The following is a 19081-nucleotide window of genomic DNA, read 5'->3' on the forward strand; positions in this document are numbered from 1 at the left end:
TTTCATTCTTAAGTTTATGAGAATTTTACTTCGTATAAGATCTTTGTTATTTTATAGAATCCAATCCTTCTTTTTTCTTGGATCGACTTGCAGAAGTTAGGTTTCGAGAAGGAAGATTCGATTTCGAAGGGAAATTCTTACCTTTGCCGCTGATTCAACGGAAATCCTCCCGATCCTTTCCCATTTTCATCTTAGAATTTCGTCTTTTTTCTAGTTATAATCTGATGATTCGTCTGTTCAAGGGTTGAACAAATTTTCTTGACAGGATGCAAATATCGCCTTTTTATGAGACCAGATTTTCCAATCTTGGGATTGACCCGGCGAAGCTGTGTCTAAAAGATCCCGCCAATTCCCCGTTTTGTTGAATTTTCCCTCTTTTTTGGTAATTCCTATGGATGACGCACTCAGACACAAACTTCTAAGAATCTTAGAGGAAAACCCGGAAGTAAATCAAAGAGAAATTTCTGAAATCTTAGGCATCAGCCTCGGAAAGGTGAACTATTGCCTAAAGGCTCTCATGGATAAGGGCTGGGTCAAGGCTCGGAACTTTAAGAATAGCAAGAACAAGTTGGCTTATGCCTATTTTCTAACTCCGATGGGAATCGAGGAAAAGGCGAGGATCACGGTTCGTTATCTCAAAGTGAAGATGCAAGAATACGAACAGATTCAGAAAGAGATCGAAGAGCTGAAGAAGGAAGTCGAGGAACAGTGATGGAAAAGACGGCAAAGATTTATATCGCCGGTCATAAGGGTCTTGTAGGTTCCGCGATAGAACGTGTTCTTCGCGATGAAGGTTATGAGAACGTCATCGGTAAGTCCCACTCGGAATTGGATTTAACCGAACAAACTGATGTTCTTGAATTTTTTAAGAAGGAAAAACCAGATTACGTTTTTCTCGCAGCCGCAAAGGTGGGAGGGATTCATGCAAACAATACTTATCCCGCCGAATTTATATTTTCCAATCTTCAGATTCAAAACAATATCATAGATGCGTGTTATAGATTCAAAGTAAAGAAGTTAGTCTTTTTAGGTTCTTCTTGTATCTATCCGAAGTTTGCGCAACAACCGATGGATGAAGGCCAACTTTTAGACGGAAAACTCGAACCTACCAATGAACCGTATGCCGTCGCAAAGATTGCAGGAATTGTAATGTGTCAGAGTTACAATCGTCAATACGGTACGAATTTTATTTCCGTAATGCCTACGAATTTATACGGGCCAGGAGACAACTATCATCCGGAAAATTCCCATGTCCTACCGGCTCTCATTCGAAGGTTTTATGAGGCGAAGGTTCAGAATCTTTCCGAAGTTGTCGTCTGGGGGACTGGCAAACCTCTGAGAGAATTTTTATATTCGGATGATATGGCTCGCGCCTGCGTTTTTCTAATGAAGAATTACGACGTCGTCGGGGATTCGAAAGGCGGAGAACACGTCAATGTAGGGAGCGGAATCGAAGTCAGTATTCGCGAGTTAGCCGAAACCGTGAAAGAAGTCGTCGGTTTTCAAGGACTTCTAACTTTTGATTTAACAAAACCGGACGGCACTCCTCGGAAACTCCTCGACGTTTCTAAACTCCACAAAATGGGTTGGAGACATCAAGTGGAATTGAGAAAGGGGATCGAGTTGGCGGTTGCGGATTTTATTGAAACGCTAAAAAAATAAGCAGTATTATATGTTAAACGATTTATTAATAAAACTCTGGAATCATCTTTCGAACCGAAGAAAGAAACAATTCATCTTTTTGATTTTTCTAATCTTTCTATCTTCTCTGAGCGAGATTTTTGCTATCGGATCCATATTGCCATTTATTTCCGTAATCACAAAACCGGAAATTGTGTTCCAGCAAACTTGGTTGCATGATTATTTTATTCATTTCGGTTATACCGAACCGAAAACTTTGGTTTTACCGTTTACTTTGCTCTTTATTATCGCGGTGGTTCTATCCGGATCGATTCGTTTGTATCTACTCTGGTATAGTACGAAATTTTCATTCGAGACGGGGAATGACTTTAGCATCAATATTTATAATCGTACTTTATATCAGCCTTATCAAGTTCATATCTCCAGGAACAGTAGCGAAGTAGTTTCAGGAATTCTAATTAAGGCTAAAAGAATGATTGGGACCGTGATTCTTCCGGTGATTCATATCATCACGACCATTCTCATGACTGCTATTATCTTTCTTTTTTTAGTTCAATTGGATCCATTGGTCGTAGGTCTTGGGCTTCTTTCCTTTGGCGGAATGTATTCGTTGCTTGCTTTTTTTACGAGAAAAAAACTCTTAGCGAACGGACATATAGAAGCGGATGAACATTCGCGAGTTCTAAAACACCTTCAAGAAGGAATTGGAGGTGTTAGAGAAATTCTCTTGGATGGAAATCAAAAATTCTACACGGAGCTGTTTCGTGAATCGGATCAAAAATTAAGAATTGCATCGGCTCTTACTACTTATACGGGAGCAAGTCCTCGTTACGTTTTTGAAACCCTGGCACTCACGGCTGTAGCCTTTTTATCATATTACGCTAGCTTAAACTCTAATGGAATCGAATCCTCCCTCCCCCTGCTGGGATCTATCGTTCTCGGAGTTCAGAGGCTGATGCCCGTGGTTCAACAAGGATTTCAAAGTTGGACTAGTCTTAGATCTTCGATGCCTATCATCGCCGATGTTTTATCTTTGTTAGATCAACCGTTACCTGCTTATTCTTATTTACCAAGACCCTCACCTATCCCGTTTCATGAGAGTATTCGAATTGCCGATTTGAGTTTTCAATACACTACTTCTGCTTCGATAAATTTAAGCCAAGTCAATCTTGAAATTAAAAAAGGGGAAAGGGTAGGGATTATAGGTGAAACCGGAAGCGGTAAAAGTACGTTGATCGATGTATTGATGGGGCTACTGGCTCCAAATCAAGGAGCTATCTACGTAGATGGAGTTAAAATCGATTCGGAGAATCTACGGTCATGGCAGGCTTCGATAGCAAATGTTCCTCAGTCGATTTATATATCCGATACTACGATTGCAGAGAATATTGCCTTTGGTATCACTGAAAATCAGATCGATATGGAGAAGGTGAAATTAGCAGCCAGTAATGCTCAAATTTCGGATTATATAGAGTCGCTTCCCAAGGGGTATCTCGCGAATGCCGGAGAAAAAGGTGTGAGATTGTCCGGCGGGCAAAGGCAACGTTTAGGAATTGCGCGAGCTTTGTATAAAGAAGCTTCCGTGATTTTTTTTGACGAAGCCACGAGCGCTTTGGATTCGGAAACAGAAAAAGCCGTCATCGATTCGATTCAAGCCTTGAGTAAGGATCTCACTATTATTATGATCGCTCATAGGCTGAGTACGATTCAAAATTGCGACAAGATAATCGAACTGAAAAATGGAAAAGTTAACCGCGTCGGTTCTTACCGGGAAATTTTTGTCTAGAAACATCTCCAGGTTTTAATATATTATAGAAGTTTTATGTTTATTGTTTTTTTAATCTAATCTCAATGAAGGATTTTCTTTTTTTTGTTTGTAATAACGGATTTGGGCATATTAAAAGGGTCGGTTCCGTAATCGAAAAAATGGTTACTCTATCTCCAGGGTTGAATCTTACAGTCGTAACCGGAGAATTACAAAAAGATTATTTACTGAGGCATAATTTAGTAAAACGTTTTGAATTGCAGGTCGTCACAAGCCCTTTTGAATGTATAGGGACGCCAAATGAGAGCTATAAGAATGCTTTTGATTGGCTTAATCGTTTACCTAAAAATCTGCTAAATGATCAGAAAATCGTTTCGGATAATTATGTGTGCGTCTTGAAGATAAGGGATGCGATTCTTATGGGCTCTTTTTTATGGTCTGATGTTTACAGAAGAAATGAAAACGCCGAAATTCAAGACCTCGTTAAAGAAGAAACAGAACTCTTAAAGCTGAAAAAACCGAGGATGATCTGTAATCAATATTTCTATATGGAAAATCTTGATGAAATGACCGTTCCGGTTAAACTTCCTTTTTTCTGCGAAGAATTGGACGGACGGAATCGTGATTTTGATAATCGTAACTCGATTTTAATTACGATGGGAGCCGGGGTCGCCGAAAGAACTCAGATTCTTGCTTTGATCGAAAATTTAGTGGATTATAAAATTCCTATTTGTCTTGATAGCGCTCTCTTTGATCTCTTTGGTAAGAATTTGGATAAGCGTCATGTTCGACTCTTTGAATTTACTTCCGAAGCTTTTTCTCAACTAAGATTAGTTTTAGGAAGGCCCGGTATCGGCCTTTTGACCGATTGTGTTCAATTTGGAATTCCGATTATAGCGACGTGTTTTGACGAGAATCCAGAAATTATTCACAACGGAAACGTGATCTCGAAGATGAAGATCGGGCTTTTTGCCGCCAATGTCGACGACGCTCAAAAGTTAAGTTTAGAGGCATATTCTGAAAGTAGACTATGGAAACCCTTTCATCAAAATATACTTTCTATGGAAATGAACGGGCATACTCGCGCGGCGGAATACCTTTTGGAGGATTGATTGAATATTAATAAACTCATATGCGATACGCAGACTTCTTTGATGGATGTCTATAATATATTTAACGAGGCAGCAGCCGAAAATCTTCCCGTTGGGATCGCTTTGGTTGTCGACGAAAATAAAAAATTGATAGGCACCATTTCCGACGGCGATATTCGTAAGGCTATCGTTAAGCACCGCAGACTTGATTTGAACGCTCTCGACATGATGGAGAAGGATCCGATCTACTTTGAAACGGATCTTTCAATCAATCAAATCATTCAGAGACTTCCTAATGAATTATTAAAAAGAAATAGAAAGAGTAAGAAGTTTCTCAGCAAAATAGTCTTGGTTGATCCCCAAAGAGTTCCTGTTCGAGTAATTGAATATCATCAGCTTTGGGAACAACGCGTAGCCACCCATCGTCATTTAGTAGTAATTGGACTTGGCTATGTCGGTTTGACGCTGGCAGCGACCCTAGCAGACGCAGGCTTTAATGTCACTGGCGTTGAAATTGACGAATCTCGTATTCAGTCTCTGAAAGAAGGAAATTCTTATATTCACGAAGTTGGTTTAGAAGAATTGATTCGCGAGGTGTTGAATAAGAATCTTTTTGTGAACAATCAGATCCCTTCGAACGGAGACGTTTTTATCATTACCGTTGGAACTCCTATAAATAAAGAGACGAAACAACCGGACTTAAGTTATATATACGACGCTTGTGAAAAGGTAGGAAAGAGTATTCGCAGGGGTAGCTTGGTGATTCTTCGATCCACAATTCCCGTGGGCGTCAGTCGCAATATTGTACTCAAAAAAATTGAACAGATCAGCGATTTAAAATGTGGCGTTGATTTCCATTTAGCCTTCGCACCGGAAAGAACAGCAGAGGGGCGCGCGTTGAAGGAACTCAGGAGTCTTCCGCAGATAATCGGAGGTTTTGATAGCGATTCAGTGGAGGCGACCGCGGCAATTTTTCGCGACCTCACGAATACGATTATCAGAGTGGAATCTCTTGAAGCCGCCGAGATGGTCAAGTTGATTAACAACACATACCGAGATTATATCTTTGCTTATACAAATCAAATCGCTCAGATCGCCGGTGGTTATAATTTAGATGTAGAAAGACTAATCAGCGCGGCAAATGAAGGATATCCTCGGGATCGAATTCCTTATCCGAGCCCGGGAGTCGGCGGACCTTGTTTGACAAAGGATTCTTTTATATTCGCCTCTCTTTCTGACCAATTAAAATTTGATCCTTCCGTATTCGTTAACTCTCGAAAAATTAACGAAAGTATGCACGAGTATCTCGTGAACCAGGTTTTAAATGCGTTGGATAAAACCGGAAAAAAACAAAGAGAAAGTAAATTACTCATTTGTGGTCTCGCTTTTAAAGGAGAGCCAGAAACGGGTGATATCCGCGATTCTTCAGCGCTTGCAATAGCAAAATCATTAAAGAATCTTGTTGGAGAGGTTCTAGTTTTCGATCCGGTTGCAAAGACGGCCGACATACAAGAGCAAGGCTTTGGAGTAGCGAACATCCCGGAAGGATTTAATGGAATGGATTGTATTCTTTTTCTCAATAATCATAAGTCATTTGAGAAGATACAGGTCTTTGACATGATTCGAAGAATGAATGAGAATCCAATTATATACGACGCATGGCGTTTGTTTTATAGTGAAGATATCGTAAGCTCTAAGGGAGCCACCTATTTAACGCTCAGTATGGAACGGAGAAAGGTAGAAGCCGGAGACATTTGAAGTTCAAGAATTCTTTTAATTCGTATTCTTTTGATCTGATTCAAAACAATCTTTCCAATGAATTTCGATTCTAAAATGACAATCTTGGTCCTTGAAAGCTGGAACTTTCCGGATTCGAGCATCGATAAACTTAGAAAGTTCGGAAGAGTTTTTTTAGATAAGAAAGAAGAACCGGATAAGAAAACTTATATTCAAGAGGTGAACCCAGATGCTATTTTTATCGGCTTGGGTGTCGAATTAAGAAAAGAAGATTTAGAAAAGTTAAAAAATTTGCGCGTGATTGTAACTCCAACGACCGGCTTAAATCACGTGGATTTAGAAACCTGTGAAGAATTAGAGATCAAAGTTATCAGCCTAAAAGGCGAGGTCGAATTCTTGAGTTCGATAACGAGCACCGCCGAGCATGCGTGGTTACTTATTCTATCTTTGTTTAAAGAATTTAGAAAAGATATTTCTAACGTAAACTTAAATCTATGGAACCGCTCTGAGCTTAAAACAAAAGAGCTCAATGGAAAGACAATTGGTATCATTGGATATGGACGATTAGGTAAGATCGTAAGAGAGTATTCGCAATCATTTCGAATGAAATGTTTAATATACGATATTGATCCGGTAAAAATTTCTGAAATTCCTGAAGATGAAAGATCTGAAAAGGAAAATTTATTCAAGAAATCGGACGTTATCAGTTTGATGGCAAGTTATAAACCCGAAAATTCAAGAATGATCGGCGATAGAGAGTTCGGCTATATGAAAGACGGTTCTTTTTTTGTAAATACTTCAAGAGGAGAACTCGTAGACGAGGCTTCTTTACTGAACCATTTGAAGTCCGGTAAGCTTGCTGGCGCTGCGTTAGACGTACTCGATAACGATTCTTCTTGGAATGGAAGATCGCCTGAAAACCATCCTCTAATAGAATATTCAAAAAATCACCACAATCTTATAATTACATCGCACGTTGGCGGAAATTCAAAAGAGGCTCTTTTGAAAACCCGTGAGTTCGTTGTTAATAGATTTATAGAATATATATCCTGATTAAAGCATCAGTTGTTCCTAAGTTGAGATCAAACGTCCTAAATTAAATCCGAAGGTAAAAAATGTCAAATGTAGATATCATAGCTGAGTGCTGTCAAAATCACAACGGTGACAGAGAAATTTTAAAACGAATGATTCACGAAGCGGCAAATACCGGAGCCAACTATTGCAAAATTCAAGCAATCCGCTCTAATGAACTTACGCATCGCGAGAGATTTGACTCTGGTCTTGTGGAAGAGGGGGTCACAAAAGTAATTAAACGTCCTTACGAACCGGAATATGACCGATTGAAAAAATTGGATCTGAATTTGGAGACTGAAAAATGGTTTGTCGAAGAATGTCTAAAGGCAGGCATTTCTCCGATGACCACGGTCTTTACTCGGGATAGTGTCACTGAAGTAAAGGAAATGGGATTCCATGCAGTAAAAATTGCAAGTTATGACTGTGCTTCTTATCCGTTGTTACGAGATGTAAAAAAAGTTTGGAAAAAAATATTTATCTCAACTGGTGCGACAAAAGATCCGGAGATCGAATATGCTGCTGAAACCTTAAGCGGAGTTGATTTCACTTTTCTTCACTGCGTAACTATATATCCCACTCCGATTAAAGACTTAAATTTAAACAGAATGAATTACTTAAGGCACTTCACAAGTCGCGTGGGTTTTTCGGATCATACTAAAATTGCCGATACGAGCTTGATCGCTTCCAAGATCGCTCTTGCGTTAGGCGCCGATTGTATTGAAAGACATTTTACTGTGCTCGGCCCGGCTGAAACAAAAGACGGCCCTGTTTCGGTAAACCCAAAAGAGTTATCCGAATTGGTGGCATTTTCAAAATTACCAAAGTCTGAAAAAATCGAAAGAATTAAGAAGGAATATCCTGACTGGGAAATTAGTTTTGGTGTTCAATTACGGACATTGACTCCTGAAGAATTGCTCAATCGAGATTACTACCGAGGTAGATTTGCTTCCTTTCGCGACGGTAAACCGGTATATAATTGGGAAGACGTTATACTATAAAAGTAGAGCGGAATATCAATTTCTAAGAAAATTATCAGAAAAGCTGCAAGTTACTTTCTTGTAGCTCATAAACATTCTGCGGATTAAAAGGCGGTAAGCGTGAAAGTATTAGGAGTGATCGTTGCTAGAGGGGGATCGAAGGGCGTCCCTGGGAAGAATTTAAAATTACTCAATGGACTTCCATTGATTCGATACTCTATAGACGCTGCGAAGAACGCTAAAAAACTTACGGACTTTTTGGTTTCAACAGACAGTAATGAGATTGCCGATTTTGCTAAAGACTCAGGAGCGCTGGTCCCTTTTGTAAGACCAAATGATTTGGCAAACGACGTAATCAGTCCAATGTATGCTGTGCTACATGCAAAAAAAATGATGGAGTCTCAGGGGAAGGAATACGACGCAATTCTAATGCTTCAACCTACGGCGCCCTTTCGGATGAGTGATGACATTGACGGAGCCATTTCTCTGTTGGAATCTACGAAAGCGGATAGTGTAATCAGCGTTGTCGATGTAGGTTCTTACCATCCTGCTCGTATGAAATATTTGGAAGGAGATCGTTTGATTGATCCTCCATTCTGCGAAGCCTACGAGAATCAAAGGAGACAAGAATTAAAACCTATGTATATTCGTAATGGAGCAATCTATCTGACTAAAAATTCTATCTTAGAAGGGGAATCTTTCAAAGGTAAAGATTGCCGCGCGTGGGTAATGTCTTGGCAGAGGTCGGTTAATATAGATACACAAGAGGATTTTTTATACGCAGAGTGGTTGGCTACGAGGGGCTTAATCAATTGAATAAAGTGGCCGTCGTTATTGGGGCGAGTGAAGGGATTGGTTTTGCTTGTGCCAAGTCGCTCCTGGAGGCCGGAAATAAAGTCTGCATAGTTTCTAGAAGCCGGGAAAAACTGGATTTAGCGGTCGCTCAGTTAAGTGAAGTATCGCAAGAAAAAATCATTTCCTTTGCCGCAGATATTGGTGAACCGAATTCGGTCCAAGAGATCAGTCATTTCGTAGAGTCGAATTGGGGTGACATAGGAATTTTAATCAATAGTAACGGCGGACCAAAGGCCGGCAAACTGTTAACTTTATCCGATGAAGATTGGCATAAAGGCTTTGATACTTTTGCAATGCCAGTGATCAGGGCTATTCGTGAATTTAGTAAAAATATGATTAAGAATCAATGGGGTAGAATTGTGACTATCGGATCAATTGCAGCTAAGGAACCGATTGAAAACTTAGATCTTTCTAATTTTATACGCTCAGGCTTTTTAGGATTGCATAAAAGTGTATCTAGAGATTTAGCAAAACATAATGTGAATGTTCATATGGTTCAACCGGGATCTATTTTGACTTCTCGGACTAAACAACGAATCTCTCAAAGAGCGGCCGACTTAGGCATAAGCTACGAAGAGTCCGAAAAACTAAGCCTAAGTAAAATTCCTAAGGGAAAAATCGGAGATCCTGAAGAAGTGGGTAGTTTGGTTAGGTTTTTATGTTCTGAACATTCCGGCTACCTTACCGGAACCTCGATTTACGTTGACGGTGGAATGAGCGTATCAACCTAAGATCCCGCGAATGATATTAGATATTACCGATATCCTTACGCTGCTTAAAAAAGAATATTCGCATTTAGGAAATATTCTTTCCCTCACCCCTCTTCAATTTTCGTTTCATGTAAACAATCAACTCTTTCTCGTTGAAACAGAAAAAGATAAATATATACTAAAATTCAACGAAGCATTGAACGATTTTTACGGAATCGAGAATGCAAGTCTAAAACTGGAAACGATCGGTCGATGTACTAAGGTTTTAAAAGAAAACGGTCTTCCCGTCGAAGAGACGGTGGCTTCCATTGAAGGAAATTACGTATCTCGACTTTATGGCGGTTCAATTCGCTTATTTCGTTTTATTGAAGGTAGGGAATATTCGATTGAGGGCGATGCCGATCTGAGGAAGTTAATCTCCTTTTCGAAAAAACTTCATACTTTCCCGATTCGGAAATTAGAAATCGAAATTCCAAACGTGGGGTTGCACTTATCGGCTCCTTATCCTCTAGAGAAGACCATAGATAATTTTGAATTTATTCAAAAGAAGTTGAAAGAAGAGGTAGGAGAGTCGTGGCACGTTGTTTCCGAAAATTTCCGAAACGTTCTCGTTGAAGCGGAAAATTTGATTCAATGGAATCAAGATAAGAATCATCATTTGGCACATGTAGACTTACATCCCAGAAACGTTATAGTCGGTTTCGAATCAGGTCTCTCTGTCATTGACTTGGATTACTTGAGGATAGGAAATCCATTTGTTTGTTTAGGTTTAACCTTTACTCGAACAACTTTCTTTGGTAAAAAGGAAAGACGCGGGGAAGATTTAGAAGATAAATTGAGCTTTTTTGAATCTGTGTATGAATCAGGGCCAGATTCTGAGTTTGTTAAAAATTTGCTCTACGGAGCTCTCTATATAGAAACGGAAAAAATATTTCGTAATTTATATCGATATTATAAAACTGGAATGTATCGGAATTTTGCTGAAGATGTTTCAAAGTTTCATTTTCAAATTTTCGAAATTGTTAGATCGATTATAAAAAAAAGAGGATATTGATTTGGTATTGTTGATAGGCAGAGTTGATCTAAATGGAGAATCCGTATTTATTTCTCCGGATGCGAATGATTCGGAGAAATTTGAATGTCTTGATGGAAATTTTGAAAACGGTTTTAGAGGAACGGGAAGATATATCTCAGCAAAAGACGTAAGATTTAAGATTCCCTTCGAGCCGGGAAAATTAATCGGAATTGGAAAGAATTATCCTTCCATCGATGAGCCTGAAGAAAAACACATTTCCTTTTTCCTTATGGCGAATAACGCATTGCTACCTCATCGAGAATCTCTGGTCCTTTCTAAGAGAATCGGTTCGTTAATTCCGGAAGGAGAGCTGGCTGTTGTTATAGGAAAGGTATTAAAGAACGCAAGTTTACAAGACGCAGAGAATGGGATCTTGGGATACACGATTTGCAATGATTTTTCGGCTCGTGATACCACTCCTCCGGAGTCGAATGCTGCAATACGTAAGTCGTCCGATGGCTTACTGCCTACGGGGCCGTATATTTTATTAGATAATTCTCTTCGTGACTTTGATATCAAAACCTACTGCAACGGTAATTTGGTTCAACAGGGTAATACAAACCAGATGCTTCATAAAATACCGGATTTAATTTCTTATATTTCCGATTTTATGACTCTCTACCCATTTGATATAATCTCAACAGGAACACCAGGACCAAAGCTTAAGGTAGAGCGCGGCAACGTTATCAGGGTCGAAGTTGAAGATATCGGTACTTTAGAAAATAAAATTGTTTAATGGAAGTTTGAAATGAAGGACTCATTTTTATCAAGAGACGAAATTAAATTTTTTGAAACGAATGGATATCTAGTTCTATCTCCGGGGCGCATCTTCTCACAGGAGCAGATTGAAAAACTAAAAGAAGAATGTGATACCTATTTCCCTGCATTCCGACAGGATGCAACTGAATCTAATGTTTCTACTAAGGTTAAGACTGGATTGAGCGGTACGCCAAGAAATTATGTTTTTGGTAGCGCGGATATATCAAGTTTTAAGAAGAACCCTTTTTTCGCTAAACGATCGACTGTCATTGCTCCAAAATATTCACAAAACTTTGTGGATGCATTGGAGAACGAAAATTTGACATCGGTAAATAGACAGCTATTAGGTTGCGAAAAGCTAAGTTTACACAATTCAGCGATTGCTTGCGTATATCCGGGCACTGTTGCGGAACCGGGAAATTTTCACGCTGATACATCCGGTTTTTCCGATGAACCGATTCGAGCTATAAAGACAGGGAACTTTATGGTGAATTCATTCGTATATTTGGTGGACGTGGACGAAAAAAATGCCCCAATTCGTCTTTTGCCAAATTCTCATAAAAGGTATTTAGAATTGAATGCGTTAGTCGCTCCTTACTTTCGCTCCACTGCGGATAAAAATAATATTGGGCAGTTTAATTTTTACGATGAATTTGTCCCGGAATCTTTCCAAAAACCAGTTCGAGTTACTGGAAAAGCAGGTACAGTCGTTTTAATATCCGGCGATCTTCTTCACTCGGCCACAACAAATCTTTCTACCAATAAAATCAGATACAGTCTTGCTATTTGGTTTTCTTCGCGAAATAACCCGAACTTTTATAAAGACTATTCCGTATATGCTCCCTATTGTGAAGATTTTATCAATAAGTTTAAGGACAAAGAAATTCCGTATTATACGTATCACTCACACTCGATAGGGCTTTCCTTCAAACTTAAGAAGTTCTTAAAGAAGTATCTAACCGGTTTTTTTGGTAAATTATTGAGAAAGAGCAAAACTTTTTTAGATAAGAAGAAAGATAAGTTTTTGATAGAATTAGGACCTTGGAAATTAAACTATGCATCGGATGATAGTGCGAGTAACGCAATTTACCTGAGTCATCTTAGTGACTCCAACAAATCCGCAAGTGAAAATCTTGAAAAATTTACAAAGACTTATAGTAAGCTTAAGAGTGTCTACTTGGTCGCTCCCAATCCTAATCAATTTTTGAAAATGTACTACGCGAAAGATTACCCCTTTTTCGCAAAACTCCCGTTCAAACAATATTTCTATGACGAAAGTTGGCCTCGATATATCATTCGTTACTTCTCTGCAATTGTTAGTTCTTACGCGACAGAGTCTGAGTGTAAAGAATGTTTGAATTCTTCCGCAGATCAGTTCTATAAGAATATAGAGATAATGGAGCAGAGGTTATTAGAAAAAAATATCAATCTTTCCGAAATCGAATCGGATTTGCCGCGATCTAGATGGGATTCAGAAACCATCAAAGGTCTCGGGCGAGGAGTCCTGCGGACGGCTGAGATCAGTGATCAAGAAATTACTTCTGTCACGAAGGTTCTCGGCGGTGAGCCAGGGGCTTGGACAATTCAAAAATTTATAATATAGGTTTTCCCTCGTTTTTGAATCGTGATGAATGAAGTTAGAGTTAAGCAAGAAAACACTTTGAAAATTCGGGCGGAAGCAGTTGCTGAAGGCGAGTATGGGCTACATTCTACGGAAACAAAAGCGGGAGTGGAGATCGGAAAAGAGTTGATAGAAAAATTTTCCGTCCAGTATTCGGAAGCTACACATTTTTATACTCAGGAAATTATAAAAAAGATACCTACCGAAATCGGTGATAATGTTCCGCGAAATGCACTTGAGGTGTTGATTCGGAGGGCAATGGTTCCTCTTACACATTTTTATTGGAATCAAGTGATGCGGATTCAATCGTTTGCATCCGAGAATGAAAATTTTAGCTTTTATTCTCCTGTTCTGAAAGAAAAATCCAATGTCCAGAGTCCCGAAGAATTCGAAAAAAAAGTATTAGATCCGGAATTTAATGAATTCATAATCTCTTTCTTATCTCCGATCTGGCCAGACTCGATTCAAAGCGAGAAGCCCGTTGAAAAATCCATTCTAAATCTTCCGGCATTTACCTCTGCTACGAATCATTTATTTTCTCTAGGAAGGATTGCAAATTTTTCTAACAAACTCTTCGGAAGAATTGAAAAGGTTCTCAGAAAATTTATTTTCTTTTCTAAATTCCCGATTCTTACATTTGCGAATTCTGAAACCGCCCTTCGATTGCGAGGTATGTATTTGTTATACTTTCGCCTAATCGATTCACGGTGGGAATTTCCTGTTCTTTTGAAGGATGAATTTCTAAGAACAAAGGTTTTCGAAAGCTCTTTTCAAGAACTTCCTGGCTTAAACGCTTTTTTTCTAGAATTGGGTCTTTCTGATAAGCAAATAAAAATTGCGTATAAGCTATTTAGAGAATTTATTATCTCCTATTTTCCTTTGCAATTCTTAGAAGGTGTAATTCAAAACTATAAGTTCGCTTCGAAAAGTTTTTTGAGATCAGATCGAAAATTTCTTTTTTCTTCCGGAGATGGGGATACCTTTTCTACTTATCTAATCGCAAGCGCAAAGGGAAACGGATTCAAAATCATTAAGGCTCAACACGGCGGTCATTACGGATATTATAGGGACAATAGGCCCGCTTTAGATATTGAACTTCCATCGACGGATATTTTTCTTACGTGGGGTTGGACCAAAATGCATAGTGGTGCTCAGTTGGAAAAAATTGAAAGTATTCCAATGCCTTCACCCTGGTTATCAGAGAGAAAACTTTATTGGAAAGGTCGTAAGATAGACGATCGTAGAAAATACGATCTCCTTTGGATGCCGCAAATGATGAAACGATTTGTGGGTGCTCCGCAAGGTGCTTCTAGTATTCGTCGCGATGTTATACAAGATTTTTCCAAATTTATGATTTCTATGGCTCGCGGAATTCGGGAAAAAAATCTAAAGGCATTTATTAAACCTTATAATGCTACGACCGTCGCGTTATTACAAAAAACCTATCAGACGATAGAAAACGAAGGATCGAACTGTATTACTGTTTCGAATTCTTTTGATAAAGGTCTCACACGAGAACTACTTCAAGATTGTTCAATCGTTTTATGGGACCAACCGGGAACCGGCTTTTTAGAATGTCTTTCTTGCGAAATTCCTACTTTAGTATATTGGGATCGACTTTATTGTGAAGAAGAAGAGTGGACAAAATCCGACTTTGAACTTTTAGAAAATTACGGAATTATACATCGTTCCATTTCTTCATTACTCGAGGAGGCGACTTTATTGCTTAAGGATCCGACGGCTTGGATGGAAAATAAAGATCGTAAGTTCGTAGTAGATTCCTTTTGCAGAAAGTATGCTCTTACTAGTGAAAATTGGAGTCGCGATTGGGTTTCCTATCTGCGTTCTCTTGAGTAATAAAAGTTCAATATTTTTTTAGAACTGAATTGAAATCGAATATCTCTCAAATAAGGGCTGCCAATAAAAAGGATATTCCGTTTTCAAAAGAGAAATAAAATTCTATGTATGATAGGGCTAAGTTTGGGAATGATTTATCTTAAAGCTTTTTTGAAAATTCGCTCTGAGAAAATTGCGGAAAAATTTATATTTAATCGTGAGTAGTTAATATTGTGCGCGATAATCAAGTTGTAAAAAAAATCAAAAAGAATGGATATTCTTCCGGTGATTCTTTGATTTTGACCGAAAGTCAACATCAAGAATTAGAAAGAATCATTGATCGTCTATTTGAGGATTCATCGGCAAAAATCGATCACTCTTCGAATGCTCCGGTTTTGCTTTCTTTGATCGGAGTCGATCCACGCCTTGATATATTGTTGGAGGAGATTCTAACTCACGAATCTGTTAAGAGCGTGTTGTCCGGGATTCTCGGTGATGATTATAAAATTTGGGAAATCAGCGCAAGATATTCGGAACCTGGGGATAACGGTCTCGGTTTACATCAGGACGCCTGGGGGCAGATGAATCTTGCATTTGCGCTCAATAATCAAAGAAGTTCGGAAGGATCAACTTCGTTTTTGAACGGATCACACGTGTTGCCTCGATGGGCAAATTTTATTTCCTGGGCTCGTCCGAGCGTGGCAAATTTATTCACAGTTCCCTTGACTTTAAGCGATAGTGATTATGCCTTTTTTATCAATAAGACCTGGCACTCTCGTCGGAAAAACCGCGGAAGTGCGGTTAAGAAGATTTTGTTATTCGGTTTTTTCCCGAATGGTGGAAAATATAAACCCTTATATCAAGATGTGATTCAAAAAATCAATCCTTCTTGTAACGAGTTGATTCATCGTTTGAATCTGGATGAAGGAATTCTAAAATTGGATGAAGGATTTGTTAAAGTAGTTTCTAAAACGAATCCCGAATCGGTTCCTTATTCGGCTGAGATTGAAAATAGATTATTATTGAATTTTCTTACTCCTTTCGTTTATTTCAGAGTGATTCTAATCGAGTCATTCTTTCGTCCTCTCCGAATGGGATTCTCAATTTTTAAACTTCTCTTTAAAAGATAAAACAATCTATGAAAAAAATTCTTATCACTGGTGCGGATGGATTTATCGGATCTCATCTCACGGAAGCTCTTGTACGGCAAGGCTTCGACGTAAAAGCATTCGTTCTTTATAATTCTTTTAACTCTTGGGGTTGGTTGGATTCTTGTCATTCGGATGTGAAAGGAAAGTTCGAAGTTTTTTCCGGCGATATTCGGGACCCGAACGGAGTACGCTCCGCAATGAAGGGTTGTGATGCCGTTTTGCATCTCGCAGCTTTGATTGCTATTCCGTATTCTTATCATTCTCCGGACACTTATATCGATACAAACGTTAAGGGAACCCTCAACGTTGTTCAAGCGGCAAAGGATCTCAATGTTTCGAAAGTGATTCACACTTCTACGAGCGAAGTTTATGGAACCGCAAAGTTTGTTCCGATTACGGAAGAGCATCCGCTTCAAGGACAATCTCCTTATTCCGCGAGTAAGATCGGAGCTGATCAGATCGCGATGTCCTTTTATTCTTCTTTTGGAACTCCCGTTTCCGTTGTAAGGCCTTTCAATACATACGGTCCGAGACAATCGGCGAGGGCGGTAATTCCTACTATTATCACTCAAATTGCAAATGGAAAAAGAAAGATAAAGTTAGGCGCCATTCATCCCACTCGAGATTTTAACTTTGTAAAAGATACTGTTTCGGGCTTTATTTCGGCTCTAAACTCGGATTCTTCAATCGGAGAAGTAATCAATATCGGAAGTAATTTTGAAATTTCGATCGGCGATACCGTAAAGGCAATCGCAAATGTGATGAAAACGGAGGTCGAGATCGAATCGGACGATCAGCGTTTGCGCCCCGAAAAAAGCGAAGTTGAAAGACTCTGGGCTTCCAATGAAAAAGCGAAAAAACTTTTAGGATGGGAACCTCGCTATGGCGGATTGGACGGTTTTCACAGAGGTTTGAGTGAAACCGTAGAATGGTTTCAGGACCAGAAAAATTTATCTCAGTATAAAACAGATATTTATAATATTTAATGAAACAAAATTTTGATACATTACCGACTCGGATCGTGGAATCGATTCGAAAGGTGGTAGGTGATTCTCCGGTTGCGCTCCACGAGCCCACTTTTTCCGGGAATGAATGGAAATACGTGAAAGAATGTATCGATACTAGTTTTGTTTCTTCCGTGGGAAAGTTTGTTGATCGATTTGAGTTAGAACTCGCTCAGTTTACGGGTGCAAAACACGCGATCGCCGTAGTAAATGGAACAGCCGCTCTTCACATAGCTTTGAAATTAGCGGGAGTAAATCCTGGCGATGAAGTGTTGATTCCTTCTTTGACATTCATTGCTACCGCAAACGCAGTCTCTTATTGCGACGCCATTCCTCATTTTGTAGATAGCGAAGAATCGACCCTCGGTATCGATCCGAATACGATTCGAGAATATCTTACTTCGATCACTGAAATTAGAAACAATCAATGTATCAATAAAACGACGGGAAGAATCATTCGTGCAATCGTGCCGATGCATACATTTGGACATCCTTCTGATTTGGACGGAATTCTTAGCCTTGCCAAGGACTTCCATCTTCAGCTCGTCGAAGACGCGGCCGAGTCTTTAGGAAGTTCTTATCACGAACGACACACGGGAACATTCGGTTTGCTCGGCACTCTTAGCTTTAACGGGAATAAGACGATCACCACAGGCGGTGGCGGAGCGATTCTTACCGAGAACTCGGAGATTGCAAAGAGGGCAAAACACATAACAACAACGGCGAAAATTCCTCATCGTTGGGAATACGTTCACGATGAAATCGGTTATAATTATAGAATGCCAAACATCAACGCAGCTCTCGGTTGCGCTCAACTGGAGCAGATGCCGGAATTCTTAAAATCAAAACGCGAACTCTTTCAGAAATACAAAGATTCTTTTTCTTCCATCGAAGACGTTTTTATTTTTGAGGAGCCGAAAGAATCTCGTAGTAACTACTGGCTTCAGACTTTGGTTCTCTCGAACAAGGTTTCTCAGAAAAGAGACGAGATTTTAACAGTCACAAACGATAGCGGAGTAATGACTCGTCCTTGCTGGAGTTTGATGCATAAGCTTAAGCCGTTTTCCGATTGCCCGCGTATGGACCTTTCCGTCGCGATCTCTTTAGAAAAAAGATTAATCAATATTCCAAGCGGATCCGGGCTTCTCGTTTCCAAAAATAAATGAAAGAGAAAATCATTTTGATCGGCGCGGGAGGTCATACCCGATCCTGTATCGACGTTATAGAATCAGAAGATAGATTTTCTATTTTCGGTTTGATCGCCTCTCCGGAAGAAATAGGTCAAAAGGTTTTGGGTTACGAGGTGATCGGCTCGGACGTCGATTTAGAAAGATTCAGAAAGGATTGTAAGAATGCCTTTGTCACCGTCGGTCAAATTCGCAATTCCGAACCAAGAAAAAAGACATTCGACCTTTTGAAACGTTCGAATTTTGAAATTCCGATTATAACTTCTCCGATCGCTCACGTTTCCAAACATTCTAAGATTGGTGAGGGCTCTATCATCATGCATCATGCGATCGTAAATTCGAACGTGCAAGTCGGAGAAAACTGCATCATCAATTCTAAAGTTCTATTGGAACACGACGTAAAAATCGGCAATCATTCTCATATTTCTACGGGAGCCATTTTGAATGGGGAAGTGACCGTAGGAGATTTTTCCTTTATTGGGAGCGGTTCGGTTGTTCGCGAAACGATTCGAATCGGTTCGAATTGTTTTGTCGGGATGGCGAGCAAAGTCCTTCGTGATATTCCCGATAAAACTATTTATAAAACCGTAATATAAGA

General features: G+C 39.4%; 17 protein-coding genes. All 17 read left to right on the top strand.

Features of this window, described 5'->3' with window-relative positions; all coding sequences use genetic code 11:
* The first annotated feature begins 391 nt into the window (after positions 1 to 391).
* The 17 genes from A0128_RS07280 (at position 392) to A0128_RS07360 (ending at position 19079) form a co-directional block, all read left to right on the top strand.
* Entirely contained in the window at positions 392 to 712 is a 321-nt protein-coding gene (locus A0128_RS07280) for a MarR family EPS-associated transcriptional regulator (RefSeq protein ID WP_069609185.1), read from the top strand.
* Positions 712 to 1662, top strand: coding sequence for a GDP-L-fucose synthase family protein (locus A0128_RS07285; RefSeq protein WP_069606896.1), 951 nt, complete (start codon positions 712 to 714; stop codon positions 1660 to 1662). The genes A0128_RS07280 and A0128_RS07285 overlap by 1 nt, the downstream gene beginning before the upstream one ends.
* A 10-nt stretch (positions 1663 to 1672) precedes the next feature.
* Entirely contained in the window at positions 1673 to 3427 is a 1755-nt protein-coding gene (locus A0128_RS07290) for an ABC transporter ATP-binding protein (RefSeq protein WP_069606897.1), read from the top strand.
* A 398-nt stretch (positions 3428 to 3825) separates the two neighbouring features.
* The gene (locus A0128_RS07295) at positions 3826 to 4518 is read left to right on the top strand and encodes a hypothetical protein (protein ID WP_156781790.1); all 693 of its coding nucleotides are present in this window, start codon (positions 3826 to 3828) and stop codon (positions 4516 to 4518) included.
* On the top strand, positions 4519 to 6255 hold the full coding sequence (locus A0128_RS07300) for a nucleotide sugar dehydrogenase (protein ID WP_069606899.1): 1737 nt from the start codon (positions 4519 to 4521) through the stop codon (positions 6253 to 6255). It begins immediately after the preceding gene.
* Positions 6256 to 6330: 75 nt separating this feature from the next.
* Positions 6331 to 7287 carry an NAD(P)-dependent oxidoreductase gene (locus A0128_RS07305; protein ID WP_162274099.1) on the top strand — a complete coding sequence of 319 codons (957 nt, stop codon included), beginning with the start codon at positions 6331 to 6333 and terminating at the stop codon, positions 7285 to 7287.
* A gap of 62 nt (positions 7288 to 7349) precedes the next feature.
* Positions 7350 to 8306 carry an N-acetylneuraminate synthase family protein gene (locus tag A0128_RS07310; protein WP_069606901.1) on the top strand — a complete coding sequence of 319 codons (957 nt, stop codon included), beginning with the start codon at positions 7350 to 7352 and terminating at the stop codon, positions 8304 to 8306.
* A 99-nt stretch (positions 8307 to 8405) separates the two neighbouring features.
* Positions 8406 to 9101, top strand: a complete 696-nt coding sequence (locus A0128_RS07315) for an acylneuraminate cytidylyltransferase family protein (RefSeq protein WP_069606902.1) — start codon at positions 8406 to 8408, stop codon at positions 9099 to 9101.
* A 5-nt stretch (positions 9102 to 9106) separates the two neighbouring features.
* Positions 9107 to 9871, top strand: coding sequence for an SDR family oxidoreductase (locus A0128_RS07320; RefSeq protein WP_245667239.1), 765 nt, complete (start codon positions 9107 to 9109; stop codon positions 9869 to 9871).
* Between the two features lie 10 nt (positions 9872 to 9881).
* The gene (locus A0128_RS07325; protein WP_069606904.1) at positions 9882 to 10904 is read left to right on the top strand and encodes an aminoglycoside phosphotransferase family protein; all 1023 of its coding nucleotides are present in this window, start codon (positions 9882 to 9884) and stop codon (positions 10902 to 10904) included.
* Between the two features lies 1 nt (position 10905).
* Positions 10906 to 11661, top strand: coding sequence for a fumarylacetoacetate hydrolase family protein (locus tag A0128_RS07330; protein WP_069606905.1), 756 nt, complete (start codon positions 10906 to 10908; stop codon positions 11659 to 11661).
* 12 nt (positions 11662 to 11673) lie between these two features.
* The gene (locus A0128_RS07335) at positions 11674 to 13287 is read left to right on the top strand and encodes a phytanoyl-CoA dioxygenase family protein (protein WP_069606906.1); all 1614 of its coding nucleotides are present in this window, start codon (positions 11674 to 11676) and stop codon (positions 13285 to 13287) included.
* 951 nt (positions 13288 to 14238) lie between these two features.
* Positions 14239 to 15162, top strand: a complete 924-nt coding sequence (locus tag A0128_RS22335) for a hypothetical protein (RefSeq protein ID WP_245667211.1) — start codon at positions 14239 to 14241, stop codon at positions 15160 to 15162.
* Positions 15163 to 15374: 212 nt separating this feature from the next.
* Complete coding sequence (locus tag A0128_RS07345; RefSeq protein WP_069606908.1) at positions 15375 to 16271, top strand: putative 2OG-Fe(II) oxygenase; 897 nt, start codon at positions 15375 to 15377, stop codon at positions 16269 to 16271.
* Positions 16272 to 16279: 8 nt separating this feature from the next.
* Entirely contained in the window at positions 16280 to 17278 is a 999-nt protein-coding gene (locus A0128_RS07350) for an NAD-dependent 4,6-dehydratase LegB (RefSeq protein ID WP_069606909.1), read from the top strand.
* Complete coding sequence (locus tag A0128_RS07355; protein ID WP_069606910.1) at positions 17278 to 18462, top strand: LegC family aminotransferase; 1185 nt, start codon at positions 17278 to 17280, stop codon at positions 18460 to 18462. The genes A0128_RS07350 and A0128_RS07355 overlap by 1 nt, the downstream gene beginning before the upstream one ends.
* The gene (locus A0128_RS07360; protein ID WP_069606911.1) at positions 18459 to 19079 is read left to right on the top strand and encodes an acetyltransferase; all 621 of its coding nucleotides are present in this window, start codon (positions 18459 to 18461) and stop codon (positions 19077 to 19079) included. Before A0128_RS07355 ends, A0128_RS07360 begins: the two co-directional genes overlap by 4 nt.
* Positions 19080 to 19081 lie beyond the last annotated feature (2 nt).

It is taken from the genome of Leptospira tipperaryensis (assembly GCF_001729245.1).
Classification (GTDB): Bacteria; Spirochaetota; Leptospiria; order Leptospirales; family Leptospiraceae; genus Leptospira; species Leptospira tipperaryensis.